This window comes from Stenotrophomonas sp. AR029, from assembly GCF_047520695.2.
Lineage (GTDB): Bacteria > Pseudomonadota > Gammaproteobacteria > Xanthomonadales > Xanthomonadaceae > Stenotrophomonas > Stenotrophomonas sepilia.
This window is the reverse complement of the sequence record NZ_JAXBQQ020000001.1, coordinates 648,080-663,143: the sequence shown is the minus strand read 5'-3', so window position 1 is coordinate 663,143 and position 15,064 is coordinate 648,080. Positions and strand designations below refer to the sequence as shown.

Sequence of the window (15,064 nt, the reverse complement as noted above, 5' to 3'; positions counted from 1 at the left end):
GCGCGTCGCGGAACACTGTTTTGTGGTCGTCGCCGCAGCACGGTCACACATCGCGTTCTATTCTGGAACACTTCCCCCAAGGAGTCCGTGCCCATGACGGCAACCCGCGAACTGGGCCGTTCCGGCCTGCATGTACGTCCGCTCGCCTTCGGTGGCAACGTGTTCGGCTGGAGCGCCGATGAGAAGGCCAGCTTCGCCCTGCTCGATGCCTTCGTCGATGCCGGCTTCAACCTGGTCGACACCGCCGACGTTTACTCGGCCTGGGTGCCGGGCAATGTCGGCGGCGAATCGGAGACGCTGATCGGCAAGTGGTTTGCCCGCAGCGGCAAGCGCGACAAGGTGGTGCTGGCAACCAAGGTGGCCAAGTGGGCCGAACGCCCCGGCCTGACCCCGGACAACATCAATGCGGCGGTCGAGGATTCGCTGCGCCGGCTGCAGACCGACGTGATCGATCTGTACCAGGCCCACGAGGATGACGAGTCGACGCCGCTGGAAGCCACGCTGGCCGCGTTCGGCCGCCTGATCGAGGCCGGCAAGGTGCGTGCGATCGGTGCTTCCAACTACAGCGCCACGCGCCTGGCCGATGCGCTGAAGGTGTCCACCGACTACAAGTTGCCGCGTTACGAAACCCTGCAGCCGGAGTACAACCTGTACGACCGCGCCGGCTACGAAAAGGAACTGGAACCGCTGGTGCAGCGCGAGCAGATCGGTGTGATCGGCTACTACGCGCTGGCCAGTGGCTTCCTCAGCGGCAAGTACCGCACGCCGGCCGATGCCGCCAAGAGCCCGGCGCGTGGCGAGACGGTGGTGAAGCGCTATCTGAACCCGCGCGGCCTGCGCATCCTGCAGGCGCTGGATGACGTAGCCAGCAAGCACAGCGCCAGCGCTGCGCAGATCGCACTGGCCTGGCAGATCGCGCGGCCGTCGATCACCGCGCCGATCGTCAGCGCCACCAGCGTCGAACAGCTGCACGACCTGCTGGCCGCAGCCAACGTATCGCTGAGCGTGCAGGATGTCGCGCAGCTGGATGCCGCCAGCGCCGAATCATGAGACCCGGTTGTGCCGGCCGCTGGCCGGCATGACACAGTCAGGTAGTGCCGATCGCTGGCCGGCATCGCGCGGTAAAGAAGGAAATAATTGAACAAAATGGTTGCGCGCGACTAAATCGTGGTTTATCGTGCGCACCTCGTTTCAACACCCACTGGAAACTTCCCTTGAACGCGCATTCCGTCGCCATCGCCAAACTGCTGCCATGCCTGCGCATGGACCGGCCGGCGCGCGCGTTCGGCAAGGAAGACCAGCTGACAACGGCCTGATGCCCGCCCTGCGGAGATCGGCCACCCCGATCTCCGAGGCCTGACGACGCCCTCGGAACGCAAGTCCCGGGGGCGTTTTCGTTTGCGTCGGCACAAGGACCCGCGATGCCAGAACTGCACCCCGCGCGGCGACCCGCCGCTCACTGATCCAGGTTTTTCTGCCGCGCCGGAGGATTTTCTCCGCGTGCACGGCAACGCCTGGACATTATCTGCATCGCACCCAAACATTATCGCTCGCCGATAATGTCGGTGGCCTGCACCCTCGACTACCAACGGTCCCGTTTCAACCACGGGCTGGTGCGCGCGGCGTTGCCGTGGCGTATGCCGGAGGTCGCGGACATGCCATCGCCTGGATCGCCTGCTGGAGGCAGGCGCCGGTTCGCCGGTACGCGGTTCGATTCCGCGCGGTTCACCACTGGATAGCTCAGTCGGGTAGAGCAACGGATCCTGATTCCGTCTGTCGTGGGTTCGACTCCCACTCCAACCACATGACCTGTCACGTCATGACTTGAAGCAACACCTGGGGCGCAAGCCCCAGCGGCCATCGTCGCCGTCCACGGTCACTGCCTTCGGGCGGGGGCGTGGAAGGCAACGGACCGCACGCCGGGCCTCGGCCCGCTGTCACTGCCAGCCACGTTCCGCCCCGGTGCTGCCTGCCGGGAACGACGATGGCAGCACTGCCGGTGCACCGAAGGCTCCGCGCGCGGACCGTCCGCCGATGGCCGCCCTCTTCCGCTGCCTGCACGTGGTGTGCAGGCGGCCCCGCCACGACCCGATCGACCCGGGTCATGGCGATTCATCCGCAACGGGTCGAACCACCAAAGCCATACAAGGAGAGACTCCCATGTTCTGGACCATCAAGGTCGTGATCGGCGACGGCGAGCGCGGCCTGGTGTATCGCAACCGTCGTTTCCAGCAGATCCTGCTGCCGGGCGTGCACCGCCTGTCGCTGTTCGGCGGCCGCCCGCAGGTGGACATCCACACCGCATCGAAGGGCGCGGCCTACACCGGCAGCGACCAGGACAGCCTGATCGAGGCACTGGGCGCGCGGTTGGACACGCACTTCGTGCTGGCCAACGTCGGCGCCAGCGAAGTTGGCCTGTTGCTGCGCAATGGCCGCATCGATGAAGTGCTTCCGCCGGGCAGCCGCCGCCTGTACTGGCGCGGTTCTGTCGACACCCAGGTGCGCGTGATGGCACTGGGTGACGAGCCGCGCGTCCCGGCGGACGTGCAGCAGCGGCTGGGCCAGCTGGGCGTGCTGCCGCGTGTGGCGGTGATCAGCACCGTGCCGAGCGAGTCGGTGGGCCTGCTGTTCATCGATGGCACGCTGCGGCAGACGCTGGACGCCGGCCTGCACGCGTTCTGGAACTTCAACGGCAACGTGTCGGTGGAGCGTGTGGAGCTGCGTGCGCGGTCGCTGGACGTGTCCGGCCAGGAGCTGCTCAGCCGCGACAAGGTGACCCTGCGGGTGAACCTGGCCGCGACCGTGCAGGTGGTCGACCCGGTGCGCGCACACCGCTCGCTCAGCAATGCTGATGAGTTCATCTATCGTCAGCTGCAGTTCGGCCTGCGCCAGGCGATTGCCGCGCGCAGCCTGGACGAGCTGCTGGGTGACAAGGCGGCACTGGACGGTGAGATCGCCGCCCATGTGCAGGCCGCGATCGAGGGCCACGGTGTACGTCTGCTTGGCGTGGGCATCAAGGACGTGATCCTGCCGGGCGAGATGAAGGAGATTCTCAACGGCGTGGTGCTGGCCGAGAAGCAGGCCCAGGCCAGCGTGATCCGCCGCCGCGAGGAGGCCAATGCCACCCGTTCGCAGCTCAACACCGCAAAGCTGATCGAGGACAACCCGGTGTTGATGCGCCTGAAGGAGCTGGAGGCGCTGGAGAAGGTCACCGAGAAGATCGACACGCTCACCGTGTTCGGCGGCCTGGACGGCGTGCTGAAGCAGCTGGTGACGATCAGGTAGGGGCTCGCGGTGGCGCAGGGACGCGCCGCCGGCCCATCAAGGACATACACGAAGACATGGACACTCAATACAATTATCAATGGCTGCATGCCGAGGGCAGCACGCCGATCAAAGGCTGGGTCAACGGCGTGCCACTGGAGGCGCAGGCGCATGAGCAGCTGCGCAACATCGCCGCGATCCCGTTCGTCGGGCCGTGGGTGGCGGTGATGCCGGACGTGCACCTGGGCAAGGGCGCGACCGTCGGCTCGGTGATCCCGACCCGCGGTGCAATCATCCCGGCGGCGGTCGGCGTCGACATCGGCTGCGGCATGGCGGCCGTGCGCACCACGCTGCGCGCCAACGACCTGCCCGATGACCTGCGGCAGCTGCGCAACAGCATCGAGCGCAGCATCCCGGTCGGCAACGGGCGCGGCGGCGAGCATCAGCGCATGCCCGACAGCATCCACACCCGGCTGGTGCAGTCCGGGCTGGCCGTCGGCCTGGAGAAGATCAAGGACAGGCACCGCAGGATCCGCACCGACAAGCTCGACCGCCAGCTCGGTACGCTGGGTGGCGGCAACCACTTCATCGAACTGTGCCTGGACGAGACGGATACGGTGTGGGTGATGCTGCACAGCGGGTCGCGCGGTACCGGCAACCTGATCGGTACCTACTTCATCGAGAAGGCGCGCGAGGAACTGGCCCGGCGCGTGCTGGGCTTCCACCTGCCGGACAAGGACCTGGCGTTCTTCATGGAAGGCGAGCCGCTGTTCGATGACTACGTCGAAGCCGTGTCGTGGGCACAGGACTACGCCCGGCAGAACCGCGAGGCGATGATGTCGCGCGTGCTGGCCGAGATGCGCCACCGGCTGCCGAAGTTCCAGCTGGCGGCGATGGCAGTGAACTGCCACCACAACTACGTGCAGAAGGAAACGCACCACGGACAGGAGCTGCTGGTGACGCGCAAGGGGGCCGTCAGTGCCCGCGAGGGTGAGCTGGGCATCATTCCCGGCAGCATGGGCACGCGCAGTTACATCGTGCGTGGCAAGGGCAACGCGGACAGCTTCCACAGCTGCAGCCACGGTGCCGGCCGGGTGATGAGCCGTGGCGCCGCGCGCCAGCAGATCACGCTGGCCCAGCATCGCGAGGCCACCGCGCATGTGGAATGCCGCAAGGACAGCGGCGTGCTGGACGAGTCACCGGCCGCGTACAAGTCGATCGACGATGTGATGGCCGCGCAGCTGGACCTGGTCGACGTGGTGCACACGCTGCGCCAGGTGTTGTGCGTGAAGGGGTAATGGAGCGGTGCCGGCCAAGGCCGGCACCCACCGCACCCAATTGCAGTAGATCCACGCCATGCGTGGATGGAACGGCGCCGACCAAGGTCGGCCTCTACCTGTGCAACGTTCAGCGCGCGCTGCTGTCCTCGGCCACCAGCGCGTGGTGCACGCCGATACCTGCCCGCACGCCCTCGGCAGCGGCCAACGTGATGTTGCCGACCGTGGTCGCATCGCCTGCGGCATACACGTTCGGCACCGAGGTCTGCTTCATCGCATCGACCTCGATCAGCACGCCCAACGGGCTCTCGGCCAGCACGCAGCCGAGCTGCTGCACCAGCGGCGTGGCCATCGCCTGGGTGGCCGGCACGAACAGCGCACGCTGGGCGATGCGGCGGCCATCGGCCAGCTCCACTTCCAGCCAGGTCGGCTGGTCGCCCTGCACGCCCAGCACCGGCGACGTCTCGATCCGCACGCCACGCTGCTGCATGGCAGCCCGTTCCTCATCGGTGATCGGCAGGCCCTGGCTGAAGAAGGTGACATTGCCCCAGTCGGCAAACAGCGGCGCCTTGCCGGCGGACATCGGATGCCCACCAAGCAGCCCGATGGCGCCACCGCCCACTTCGTAACCGTGGCAATAGGGGCAGTGGAGCACGGTGCTGCCCCAGCGCTCGGCCAGCCCGGGCAGCTCCGGCAGCTGGTCGGCGATACCGCTTGCCAGCAGCAGCTTGCGCGCGGCGAGCACCTGCCCATCGGCGGTTCGCACTTCCACACCCTCTGCGCCGGCGGTGGCCTGCACGGCCTCGGCATGCACCCAGCGCACGCTGGGGTAGTCCAGCAGCTGCTGGCGCGCGGCCTTCAGCAGCTCGGCACCGCTGATGCCATCCAGCCCCAGCACCCCGTGCGAATGGCTGGCGAAACGATTGCGCGGCAAACCGGCGTCGATGACGGTGACCGGGCGGCGGGCACGGGCCAGGATCAGGCCCGCAGCAATGCCGGCATAACTGCCGCCGACGATGAGCACATCAGGATTCATGGTGACCTTCCAGGGGGCGGTGATGGGCGAGGTGGCGGGCGAAGTCGGCGCCGAGCTTGTCCAGTGTGGTCGCCCGCAGGCGCTGTTCGAGCAGGCGCTGTGCTTCGCGTGCACCCTCCAGCAAAGCGCTGTTGACCAGCTGCTGGATCGGGCAGCCGCCGCCGGAATCGCGGGCGCCGACCTGCACCAGCGGTGGTGCGCCCACAGCCAGATAGATGTCATGCAGGGTGATCGTTGCAGCATCACGGGCCAGGTGGCTGCCACCGCCATGGCCACGGGCGCTGCGAACCAGGCCCGCCCTGTGCAGCTGCGCCAGCAGACGGCGGATCACCACCGGATGGGTCGGCAGGCAGGACGCCAGCTGCTCGGAGGTGCGCGGGCCGTCCTGGCCGACCAGATGCGCCATCACGTGCAGGGCGTCGGAGAGCGGGTTCGCGGTCTTCATGTAACTACGATAGTTACATTTATATCCCCTGTCCAGGGTCCACATTCGTTCCATACGGACACATTTGTCCTATGAAACAGTTCCTTCACATCACTAAACGAAACGCTAATGTGATTTCCGTCGCACTTCAGCGGGAGCTTGGCGGGTCGATACCGCAATGCCCCTTCCCGAGAGTGCTTCCCCATGAATGCGTCTGTCCGTGCTCCGCGCCTGCAGTCCAAGCTGCTCGGCGCGGTGTCTGTTGGCTTGGCCGTGGTCCTGCTGTGCGCGCTGGCTGGCCTGGCCTCCGCCTGGTTCAAGTTGTCCACCGAGGTTCCGCCCGAAGTCACGCACAGCCGCGACGCCGAACGCCTGCAGCGTGAGTTCCGCGGCCAGGTGCAGGAATGGAAGAACGTGCTGCTCCGCGGCCACGACGACGCGTTGCGTCAGCGCCACCTGGACGCTTTCGACAACGAAGGCCGCCTGGTCGAACGGCTGGCCAAGGGCCTGGTGACCAGCCCGGACGCGCGCATGCGTGAACTGGCGCAGGCGTTCGTTGGCCTGCACGCGCAGCTGCAGCAGGACTATCACGCGGCGCTGCAGGCATTTGCCGCGGCCGGCTACGATCCGGCCGCCGGCGACAACCTGGTGCGCGGCAAGGATCGCGCGGTGGCGACCGCTCTGGATGCATTGAGTACGCATGCCACGCAGGTGGCCGAAGCGGCGCTGGCGGCACGTTCGCAGCAGGCGCGGCAGACCCTGCTGCTGTGCGCGTCACTGACGGTGCTGGCCGCCGTGCTGTTGCTGATCGGCTTGGCCTGGTGGCTGCGGCGCGCGGTGGTGCTGCCGGTACTGGCGGTGGAAGCCGCTGCACGCGCAGTGGCTGCCGGCGACCTGCAGCACGTGGTGCAGGTGCGCAGCCGCGACGAGATCGGACGCCTCGCCCAGGCGATGCAGGCGTTGCAGTCCACGCTGCGCGGCGTGCTGGATGCACAGGCCGCGATGGCCCAGGCGCACGAGGCCGGCACGATCAGCCATCGCATGGACGCCGCTGCCTTCCCCGGCGCGTTCGGCACCATGGTGGCCGACTGCAACACGCTGGTCGACGCACACATCCGGGTGAAGATGCGCGCGATCTCGATCATGGGCCGCTACGCCGTCGGCGACCTCAGCCAGGACATGGAACGCCTGCCCGGCGAGAAGGCAGTGATCACCGAAGCGCTGGATGCGGTCAAGCACAACCTCGGTGCGATCAACGGCGAAATCCGCCGCCTGGCCGAAGCGGCGGCCGCCGGTGACTTCAGCCAGCGCGGCGACAGTGCGCGCTTCGAGCATGATTTCCATGCGATGGTCGAGGGCCTCAACCGCCTGATGCAGACTACCGAGCTGAACCTGGGCGAGGTCTCCAGCATGCTGCGTGCCATCGCCGGCGGCCGCCTCGGCGCGCGCATGCACGGCGATTTCCAGGGCGTGTTCGCGCGCATCGCCGGCGATGCCAACACCACTGCCGCGCAGCTGGCAACCATCGTCAGCGACATCAAGCATGCCTCCGGCAACATCCATACCGCTGCCGCAGAGATTGCCGCCGGCAACAATGACCTGTCGCGCCGCACCGAACAGCAGGCCGCCAATCTGGAAGAGACCGCGGCATCCATGGAAGAGCTGACCTCCACCGTGCGCCAGAATGCCGAGCACGCGCGCCAGGCCAACCAACTGGCGATCGGTGCACAGAGTGTCGCCTCACACGGTGGCAGCGTGGTCGGGCAGGTGGTGGCGACCATGGGTGCGATCGAAACGTCGTCGCGGCAGATCGCCGAGATCATCAGCGTGATCGATGGCATCGCGTTCCAGACCAACATCCTGGCGCTGAACGCTGCGGTGGAAGCGGCACGCGCCGGTGAGCAGGGCCGCGGATTCGCGGTTGTCGCCAGCGAAGTGCGCACCCTGGCGCAGCGCTCTGCGGCGGCGGCAAAGGAGATCAAATCGCTGATCGAGGCGTCGGTGGAACAGGTCGGTGAGGGTGCGCAGCGCGTGCGCGAGGCCGGTGACACCATGGCCGAGATCGTCGCCTCGGTGCAGCGCGTGACCGACATCATGGCCGAGATCTCCGCGGCGTCGCAGGAGCAGAGCGCAGGCATCGAACAGGTCAGCCAGACGGTGATCCAGATGGACGGCACCACCCAGCAGAACGCCGCGCTGGTGGAAGAAGCCAGCGCCGCGGCGCGCAGCCTGGAACAGCAGGCGAACCGGTTGATCGATGCGGTGGATGTGTTCGACCTGTCGGCCACGGCGACAGCGAAGGACGCGTTGGCGCGCGCAGCCTGAGTGATCCGGTTGCCGGCCAGCGGCCGGCACCACCGTGGAGCGCGGACGGGGGTAGTGCCGGCCGCTGGCCGGCAGCGTCCAACGCTACATGGGTGGCGGCATGAACAGTGCGGACCAACGTTCCGCACTCATTACGGCCTGTGGTCGTACACGGCAGTGCAAGGCACCGTTGCCGGCATGCACACGGCCGCTGACCTACCCTTTCGTGGATAGTCCCGTCTCCCTCCCCCACTGCTGGAGCCCCTCATGACAGTCCCCGCCTTCGGTCTCGGCACTTTCCGCCTCAAAGACCAGACCGTGATCGATTCCGTGCGCAACGCGCTGGAGGTCGGCTACCGCGCCATCGACACCGCGCAGATCTACGGCAACGAAGCCGAAGTCGGCCAGGCCATCGCCGATTCCGGCGTGCCGCGCGATGAGATCTACCTGACCACCAAGGTCTGGATCACCGCGTTCAAGCGCGAAGCGCTGCTGGCCAGCCTGCGTACCAGCCTGGAAAAGCTGCGCACCGATCATGTCGACCTAACGCTGATCCACTGGCCGTCGCCGAACGACAAGGTCGACGTGCCGATGGAGGAGTACCTGACCGCACTGGCCGAGGCCAAGGCACAGGGCCTGACGAAGGAGATCGGCATCTCCAACTTCACCATCGCGCAGACCCGCAAGGCGATCGGCATCCTGGGTGCCGGCGCCATCGCCACCAACCAGATCGAGATCCACCCGTACCTGCAGAACCGCCTGCTGGTGAAATTCCTGCAGGACAACGGCATCCACATCACCGCCTACATGAGCCTGGCCTATGGTGAGGTAATCAAGGACCCGGTGATCCAGGCCATCGCCGGCCGCCACCAGGCCACGCCGGCGCAGGTCGCGCTGGCCTGGGCGCTGCAGCAGGGCTTCTCGGTCATTCCGTCCTCGACCAAGCGCGAGAACCTGGCCAGCAACCTGGAGGCAGCAGCGATCCGCCTGACCGACGAAGACATGGCACAGATCGCCAAGCTCGACCGCGGCCATCGCCTTGCCAACCCGGAAGGCATCGCCCCAGCCTGGGATTGATTCCAACGACGGCGCGCAACTGCTCTGGTAGACGCCGACCCTGGTCGGCGCAGACGTCTGACCGATCGATGAAACACCGTGCCGACCAAGGTCGGCACCTACCAGAACGCGGGGATCATCCCCTGCCCTGCAACAACCACCCACGCATTGCCGCACTGACCTCGTCCGGTTTCTCCATCGGCGCCAGGTGCCCGCAATCGGGCACCACCACCAGCTGCGAGTGCGGCACCATCGCGTGCATTTCCTCGCTCACCGCGAGTGGCGTAATGCGGTCATTGGCGCCACACACGATCAACAGCGGATCACGGTAACCGGCCAGCACATCATGGCCATCGCGGCGTTCCAGTGCGCTCTGGCGCAGGAACACTTCCGCGCCCAGGCGGGCGGTCATGTCACGCACACGTTGCACCAGCACGTAATCATCCAGCCGCGAGGCATCGATGTAGCTGCGCATCAGCACATCACCGAAACCATGGAACTTGCCGGGTAGGCGCACGCTGGCACGTTGGCTGCGGCGCTGCTCGGCCCGCTCGGGTGAGTCGGCGTGGATCGAGGTATCAATCAGCGCCAGCTGCAGGACCCGCTCCGGCGCGATGCGCAGGATCTGCTGGGCGACGAAACCGCCCAGCGAGAATCCAGCCAACGCAAAGCGTTCCGGCGCCTGCGCCAGCACGTCCTCGGCCACCGCCTGCAGGGTCTCGCCACCGGTCTGGTCGCCCACGGTGCAGTCGGCGATATCGGCCAGGTCGGCCAGCTGCGCGCGCCACAGCTCAGCATCGTTGAGCAGGCCGGGCAGCAGCAACAGGGGGATACGGTCGGTCATGGGGATATTGTCGCGCCAGCACGGTGACGGAACCATGCCGCAACGGGCGATTGCGTTGTAGAGTCGCGCCATGCTCGACTGCAGCACAGCCCGTCGAGCATGGCTCGACTCTACAGAAGGCAGCGACACGGACGCGACCATGGCAGACCCCTACAACAGCGGCACCCCTTCCCCGCCGGCACTGCGCTTCGACGATGCGCTGGTCACCACCGCCTTCGAGCTGCCCGGCCATCGCGTCGTGCGCAACCTCGGCGTGGTGCGCGGTATCACCGTGCGCTCGCGTTCGATCGTCGGCAACTTCCTGGGCGGTATCCAGACGCTCTTCGGTGGCAACATCACCATCTACACCGAGCTGTGCGAACAGGCTCGCGAGGAAACCTACCGCGACATGGTCAAGCACGCGCGGCAGCTGGGTGCCAACGCGATCATCGGCATGCGCTACGACGCCACTGATGTGATGACCGGGCTGACCGAAGTGCTGTGCTATGGCACGGCGGTGGTGGTAGAGCCGGTGCGGTGATGCAGCCGCCAAGCGTACGCAAAAGCAGCCGAGCGTAGGCTCGGCTCTACAGGAATTACGCCACCGGCGGCACGTCGGGCACCTCGACCTGCTGCACCGGCAAGGTCACCATCATCACCGTCGGGTCGTCCGGGTCCAGCCTGGTCTTGAATCCCAGGCTCTGGCACATCGCCAGCATGGTGCTGTTTTCGCGCAGCACCTGGCCTTCGACCACGTCCAGGCCCAGCCACTTCGCGTACTCGATCATGATCGCCATCAGCCGCCAGCCGATGCCGTGGCCCTTCAGGTCCGAGCGGATCAGGATGCCGTACTCGCCACGGTGGTAATCGGCATCGGCGTGCAGGCGCACTGCGCCCAGCATCTCGCCGCTGCGCGGTTCGATCGCTACCAGCGCGATCGAGCGCGCGTAGTCGAGCTGGGTCAGGCGCGCGATGAATTCGTGGCTGAAGTGCTTCACCGACTGGAAGAAGCGCAGGCGCAGGTCTTCGTCGCTGACGCGGGCGAAGAACGCGCGGAACAGCGCATCGTCTTCCGGCCGCACCGGGCGGACGAACGCGCGGCCGCCATCGGACAGTTCGATGGTGCGCTCCCACTCCTTCGGGTACGGGAACACCGAGAAGCGCGGATGCCCGCGGCCCTTGTGCAGGATGCGCGACGGTGCCACTGCCACGCGCGCGTCGAGGGCGAGGATGCCCTTGCCGTCGACCAGCAGCGGGTTGATGTCCAGCGTACGCACTTCGGGAATGTCGGCGGCCAGCTGTGCCAGCTTGACCAGTGCCAGCGCCAGTGCGCGCTCGTCGGCGGCGGGCACATCGCCGTAGGCCTTGAGGATGCGCGAAGCGCGGGTCTGGCCGATCAGCTCGTGGGCCAGGCGCAGGTCCAGCGGCGGCAGGGCCAGCGCCTTGTCGTTGATCACTTCGACGGCGGTTCCGCCGCGTCCGACCACGATCACCGGGCCGAACGTCGCGTCATCGGCGATGCCGACAATCAGTTCGCGCGCCTTCGGGCGGACGATGGTCGGCTGTACCAGCAGGCCATCGATGCGCGCATCCGGCCGCAGCTGGCGCGCACGCGACAGGATCGCGTTGGCCGCGCTCTGCACCGCCGGCAGCGTGGACAGATTCAGGCGCACGCCGTCCACTTCGGACTTGTGCGGAATGTCCGGCGACAGGATCTTCAGCGCTACGGACGCACCGCGTTCCAGCAGTGGCTGCGCCAGGTCCATCGCCTCATGCGCATCGCGCGCATGCATCACCGGCGCCGACGGGATGCCGTAGGCCTTGAGCAGCTCGTGCGTGGCCAGCGGGTCCAGCCACTGCTGGCCGTTGGCCAGCGCGGCATCGACCAGTGCGCGCGCGGTGGCTGTGTCGACGCTGAAGTCCTGCGGCAGGCTGGGCGGCGTTTCCATCAACGCGTTCTGTGCCTCGCGGTAGCGCACCAGGTGCTGGAAGCCCCGTACTGCTTCGGCCTCGGTCGGATAGGTCGGCACTCGTGCTGCGTTGAGCGTGGCGGTGGCCTGGTCGTCGTTGCCCAGCCACACCGCGAACACCGGCTTGTCGCGATGATGGCGCGGGCGCAGGCCGAGCGTGCGGGTGAGGGCCTGCGCCGCGTCGGCGGACGAGGTAAACGCGGTTGGCACGTTGACCACCATCACCGCATCGTTCTCGTTGTCGGCCAGCAGTGCTTCGATGGCCGACGCATAGCGGTCACCATCGGCGTCGACCACGATGTCCACCGGATTGCTGCGCGACCAGCCCTGCGGCAGCACCGCATCGAGCTTCTCCACCGTGCTGACGGAAAGGGTGGCCAGCGTGCCACGCAGCGCGATCAGTTGGTCCACGGCCAGGCGGCCGACACCGCCGCCATTGCTGAGAATGGCCAGGCGGCGACCGGGAAAGGTTCCCAGCCGCCCCAGCGATTCGGCAGCAGTGAACAGTTCGTCCAGCGCACCCACGCGCAGCAGGCCGGCACGATTGAAGGCCGCACCATACACATCATCGGCACGCGCCAGGGCCTGCACATGGGTATCGCGGCTGCCCGGCTGCACGCGCTCGGCGCGACCGGACTTCACCACCACCACCGGCTTGGCGCGGGCGGCGGCACGCGCGGCCGACATGAACTTGCGCGCGTCCTTGATCTGCTCGACATACAGCAGGATGGCGCGGGTGCGGTAGTCCGTGGCGAAGTAGTCGAGCAGGTCGCCGAAGTCGACGTCCATCGTGTCGCCCAGCGAAACCACGGCGGAGAAGCCCACCGAGCGCGCCACGCCCCACTCCACCAGCGCGGCGGCAATGGCCGAGGATTCGGAGATCAGCGCGAGGTCGCCGGCCTGCGGGAAGTGCGCGGCGATGCTGGCATTGAGTCGCGCGTGCGGCGCGATGACGCCCAGGCAATGCGGCCCGAGGATGCGCAGGCCATGCTTGCGCGCCACCGCCTCTACCTGTGCGGACAACGAACCCGGGCCTTCGCCCAGGTGCGCGGTGAGGATGATCGCCGCCTGCACGCCACGCTCTGCAGCTGTACGCACCACTTGCGGCACGATCGCCGCCGGCGCGGTGATCACCACCAGGTCGGGCACCCAGTCCAGGTCCTTCAAGCGCTTGACCGTGCGGATGCCATCGATCTCGGCGTGCCGCGGGTTGATCCACGCCACCTTGCCGGGGAAGCCGGTGCCGCGCAGGTTGCGCATCACTGCGCGGCCGGCCGAACGCTCACGCGGGCTGCCGCCGATCACCGCGACCGACTGCGGACGGAATACGGACTGCAGGTGGTAGGTACTCATGCGCCTACGGTACCCAAATTCCGTGGCGATGGGGTCGGAGGAAGGGTCGGATCCCTTTTCGCAGGAAAGGGATCCGACCCCGGCGTGCACGTTTTGTTACAGCAGCGTGCCGTGCAGGATCAGCGCGGCGATGCTGAAATAGATCACCAGGCCGGTCACATCCACCAGGGTGGCCACGAACGGGGCCGAGGCGCTGGCCGGGTCGAAGCCGAGGCGCTTCAGGACGAAGGGCAGCATCGAGCCGGACAGCGAACCAAAGGTGACGATGCCGACCAGCGCGGCGCCGATGGTGATCGCCAGCAGGATCCAGTGCTCGCCGTAGTCATGCAGGCCACCCAGCTGCCAGATCACGATGCGCACGATCGCCAGGCAGCCGAGGATGGCACCCAGCACCATGCCGGTCGGGATCTCGCGGATGGCCACCTTCCACCAGTCGCGCAGGCGCAGTTCGCGCAGCGCCAGGCTGCGGATCAACAGCGAGGTGGCCTGCGAGCCGGAATTTCCGCCCGAACTCATGATCAACGGGATGAACAGGGTCAGCACCACCGCGCGCGCCAGTTCGTCCTCGTAGTGCTGCATCGCACTGGCCGTCAGCATCTCGCCCAGGAACAGCACGCTCAGCCAGCCGGCGCGCTTGCGCAGCATCTCGAAGAAGCCGATCTGCATGTACGGCTTGTCCAGCGCTTCCATGCCGCCGAACTTGTGCGCGTCCTCGGTGGATTCCTCGATCAGCGCATCGAGCACGTCGTCCACGGTGACGATGCCGAGCATCTGCTGCTGCGCGTCGACCACCGGGATCGCCAGCAGGTCGTGACGGCGGATCAGCCGCGCCACTTCTTCCTGGTCCATCAGCGCGTCCACCGTCACCGGCGGATTGACCTGGGCCACGTCCAGGATCGATTCCTCGGGCAGGCCGGTGATCAGCCGGCGCATGGTCACCACCTGCTGCAGCTGCTGGCTGGCCGGGTCCAGCACGTAGATCGCGTACACCGTTTCACGCGTGCGCTCGACCTGGCGGATGTGCTGCAGGGTCTGCGCCACGGTCCAGCTGGCGGGCACCGCCACGTATTCGGTGGTCATCAGCGCGCCGGCGGTGTTCGGCGGGTAGCTCAGCAGCTTCTGGATGACCTGGCGGGCGTCGGTGCCCAGCAGCGGGATCAGCCGCGCGCGTTCTTCCTCATCCAGCTCGTGGACGATGTCGGTGGCGCGGTCGTCAGCCATCAGCCCGAGCAGGGCAGCGGCGCGTGCCGGCGGCAGCGCGGCCACCAGCTCACCGCTGCGGTGCAGCTCCGGCGCTTCCAGCATCTTCACTGCACGCGGCAACGGCAGCGCGGCCAGCGTTTCCGCGGCGCGGGCCAGTTCCAATGTGTTGAGGAATTCCACCGCATCGGCGGTGTTGTAGTTCGCCAGCGGTGCGGCCAATGCGGCGGCATCGGCCACCGGGCGCAGCAATTGCTTCTGGTTCATCGGTTTTGCCTTGTGGGGGTGCGACCTCGCGCAACGCCAACGCAGGCAAACCGTCCCGATGTCAGGCGGTGGCCATCGCTGGCGTCGAAC

The 15,064-nt window shown here is 67.2% G+C and carries 11 protein-coding genes and 1 tRNA gene; 7 read left to right on the top strand and 5 right to left on the bottom strand.

Annotated elements, in window-relative coordinates:
• Positions 1-93: 93 nt before the first annotated feature.
• The 4 genes from ACM0PB_RS03150 to ACM0PB_RS03135 all read left to right on the top strand — a co-directional run bounded on the left by ACM0PB_RS03150 (position 94) and on the right by ACM0PB_RS03135 (position 4,562).
• Complete coding sequence (locus ACM0PB_RS03150; RefSeq protein WP_065185891.1) at positions 94-1,050, top strand: aldo/keto reductase; 957 nt, start codon at positions 94-96, stop codon at positions 1,048-1,050.
• 682 nt (positions 1,051-1,732) lie between these two features.
• A tRNA-Gln gene (locus ACM0PB_RS03145) sits at positions 1,733-1,803 on the top strand.
• A 357-nt stretch (positions 1,804-2,160) separates the two neighbouring features.
• Positions 2,161-3,285, top strand: coding sequence for a slipin family protein (locus tag ACM0PB_RS03140; protein ID WP_164229320.1), 1,125 nt, complete (start codon positions 2,161-2,163; stop codon positions 3,283-3,285).
• Positions 3,286-3,341: 56 nt separating this feature from the next.
• On the top strand, positions 3,342-4,562 hold the full coding sequence (locus tag ACM0PB_RS03135; RefSeq protein ID WP_139727983.1) for an RtcB family protein: 1,221 nt from the start codon (positions 3,342-3,344) through the stop codon (positions 4,560-4,562).
• 109 nt (positions 4,563-4,671) lie between these two features.
• Here ACM0PB_RS03135 and ACM0PB_RS03130 read toward each other — a convergent pair whose 3' ends face one another.
• Entirely contained in the window at positions 4,672-5,577 is a 906-nt protein-coding gene (locus ACM0PB_RS03130) for an NAD(P)/FAD-dependent oxidoreductase (RefSeq protein WP_065177852.1), read from the bottom strand.
• Complete coding sequence (locus ACM0PB_RS03125; RefSeq protein ID WP_164229322.1) at positions 5,567-6,022, bottom strand: Rrf2 family transcriptional regulator; 456 nt, start codon at positions 6,020-6,022, stop codon at positions 5,567-5,569. The genes ACM0PB_RS03130 and ACM0PB_RS03125 overlap by 11 nt, the downstream gene beginning before the upstream one ends.
• A 183-nt stretch (positions 6,023-6,205) precedes the next feature.
• Between ACM0PB_RS03125 and ACM0PB_RS03120 the strand changes: the two genes are divergently transcribed.
• Both ACM0PB_RS03120 and dkgB read left to right on the top strand, forming a co-directional pair.
• A complete protein-coding gene (locus tag ACM0PB_RS03120) occupies positions 6,206-8,326 on the top strand; it encodes a methyl-accepting chemotaxis protein (RefSeq protein WP_164229324.1) in 2,121 nt (706 codons plus the stop codon).
• Between the two features lie 246 nt (positions 8,327-8,572).
• Complete coding sequence (gene dkgB, locus ACM0PB_RS03115; RefSeq protein ID WP_065196801.1) at positions 8,573-9,382, top strand: 2,5-didehydrogluconate reductase DkgB; 810 nt, start codon at positions 8,573-8,575, stop codon at positions 9,380-9,382.
• A 115-nt stretch (positions 9,383-9,497) separates the two neighbouring features.
• On the opposite strand, the gene ACM0PB_RS03110 is transcribed toward dkgB, so the two are convergent.
• A complete protein-coding gene (locus ACM0PB_RS03110) occupies positions 9,498-10,205 on the bottom strand; it encodes an alpha/beta fold hydrolase (RefSeq protein WP_164229326.1) in 708 nt (235 codons plus the stop codon).
• Positions 10,206-10,344: 139 nt separating this feature from the next.
• Here ACM0PB_RS03110 and ACM0PB_RS03105 point away from each other — a divergent pair, with 139 nt between their 5' ends.
• The gene (locus ACM0PB_RS03105; RefSeq protein ID WP_065185897.1) at positions 10,345-10,725 is read left to right on the top strand and encodes a YbjQ family protein; all 381 of its coding nucleotides are present in this window, start codon (positions 10,345-10,347) and stop codon (positions 10,723-10,725) included.
• A 55-nt stretch (positions 10,726-10,780) separates the two neighbouring features.
• Here the strand turns inward: ACM0PB_RS03105 and ACM0PB_RS03100 are convergent, their stop codons facing one another.
• Both ACM0PB_RS03100 and mgtE read right to left on the bottom strand, forming a co-directional pair.
• Complete coding sequence (locus ACM0PB_RS03100) at positions 10,781-13,507, bottom strand: bifunctional acetate--CoA ligase family protein/GNAT family N-acetyltransferase (protein ID WP_164229327.1); 2,727 nt, start codon at positions 13,505-13,507, stop codon at positions 10,781-10,783.
• Between the two features lie 96 nt (positions 13,508-13,603).
• A complete protein-coding gene (mgtE, locus tag ACM0PB_RS03095; protein ID WP_005420274.1) occupies positions 13,604-14,974 on the bottom strand; it encodes a magnesium transporter in 1,371 nt (456 codons plus the stop codon).
• Between the last annotated feature and the right edge of the window lie 90 nt (positions 14,975-15,064).

What these genes read in the sequence shown, in the direction of transcription:
- ACM0PB_RS03150 (WP_065185891.1), top strand. Translation starts at nt 94, where the DNA reads ATGACGGCAACCCGCGAACTGGGCCGTTCCGGCCTGCATGTACGTCCG.
- ACM0PB_RS03140 (WP_164229320.1), top strand. Translation starts at nt 2,161, where the DNA reads ATGTTCTGGACCATCAAGGTCGTGATCGGCGACGGCGAGCGCGGCCTG.
- ACM0PB_RS03135 (WP_139727983.1), top strand. Translation starts at nt 3,342, where the DNA reads ATGGACACTCAATACAATTATCAATGGCTGCATGCCGAGGGCAGCACG.
- ACM0PB_RS03130 (WP_065177852.1), bottom strand. Translation starts at nt 5,577, where the DNA reads ATGAATCCTGATGTGCTCATCGTCGGCGGCAGTTATGCCGGCATTGCT.
- ACM0PB_RS03125 (WP_164229322.1), bottom strand. Translation starts at nt 6,022, where the DNA reads ATGAAGACCGCGAACCCGCTCTCCGACGCCCTGCACGTGATGGCGCAT.
- ACM0PB_RS03120 (WP_164229324.1), top strand. Translation starts at nt 6,206, where the DNA reads ATGAATGCGTCTGTCCGTGCTCCGCGCCTGCAGTCCAAGCTGCTCGGC.
- dkgB (WP_065196801.1), top strand. Translation starts at nt 8,573, where the DNA reads ATGACAGTCCCCGCCTTCGGTCTCGGCACTTTCCGCCTCAAAGACCAG.
- ACM0PB_RS03110 (WP_164229326.1), bottom strand. Translation starts at nt 10,205, where the DNA reads ATGACCGACCGTATCCCCCTGTTGCTGCTGCCCGGCCTGCTCAACGAT.
- ACM0PB_RS03105 (WP_065185897.1), top strand. Translation starts at nt 10,345, where the DNA reads ATGGCAGACCCCTACAACAGCGGCACCCCTTCCCCGCCGGCACTGCGC.
- ACM0PB_RS03100 (WP_164229327.1), bottom strand. Translation starts at nt 13,507, where the DNA reads ATGAGTACCTACCACCTGCAGTCCGTATTCCGTCCGCAGTCGGTCGCG.
- mgtE (WP_005420274.1), bottom strand. Translation starts at nt 14,974, where the DNA reads ATGAACCAGAAGCAATTGCTGCGCCCGGTGGCCGATGCCGCCGCATTG.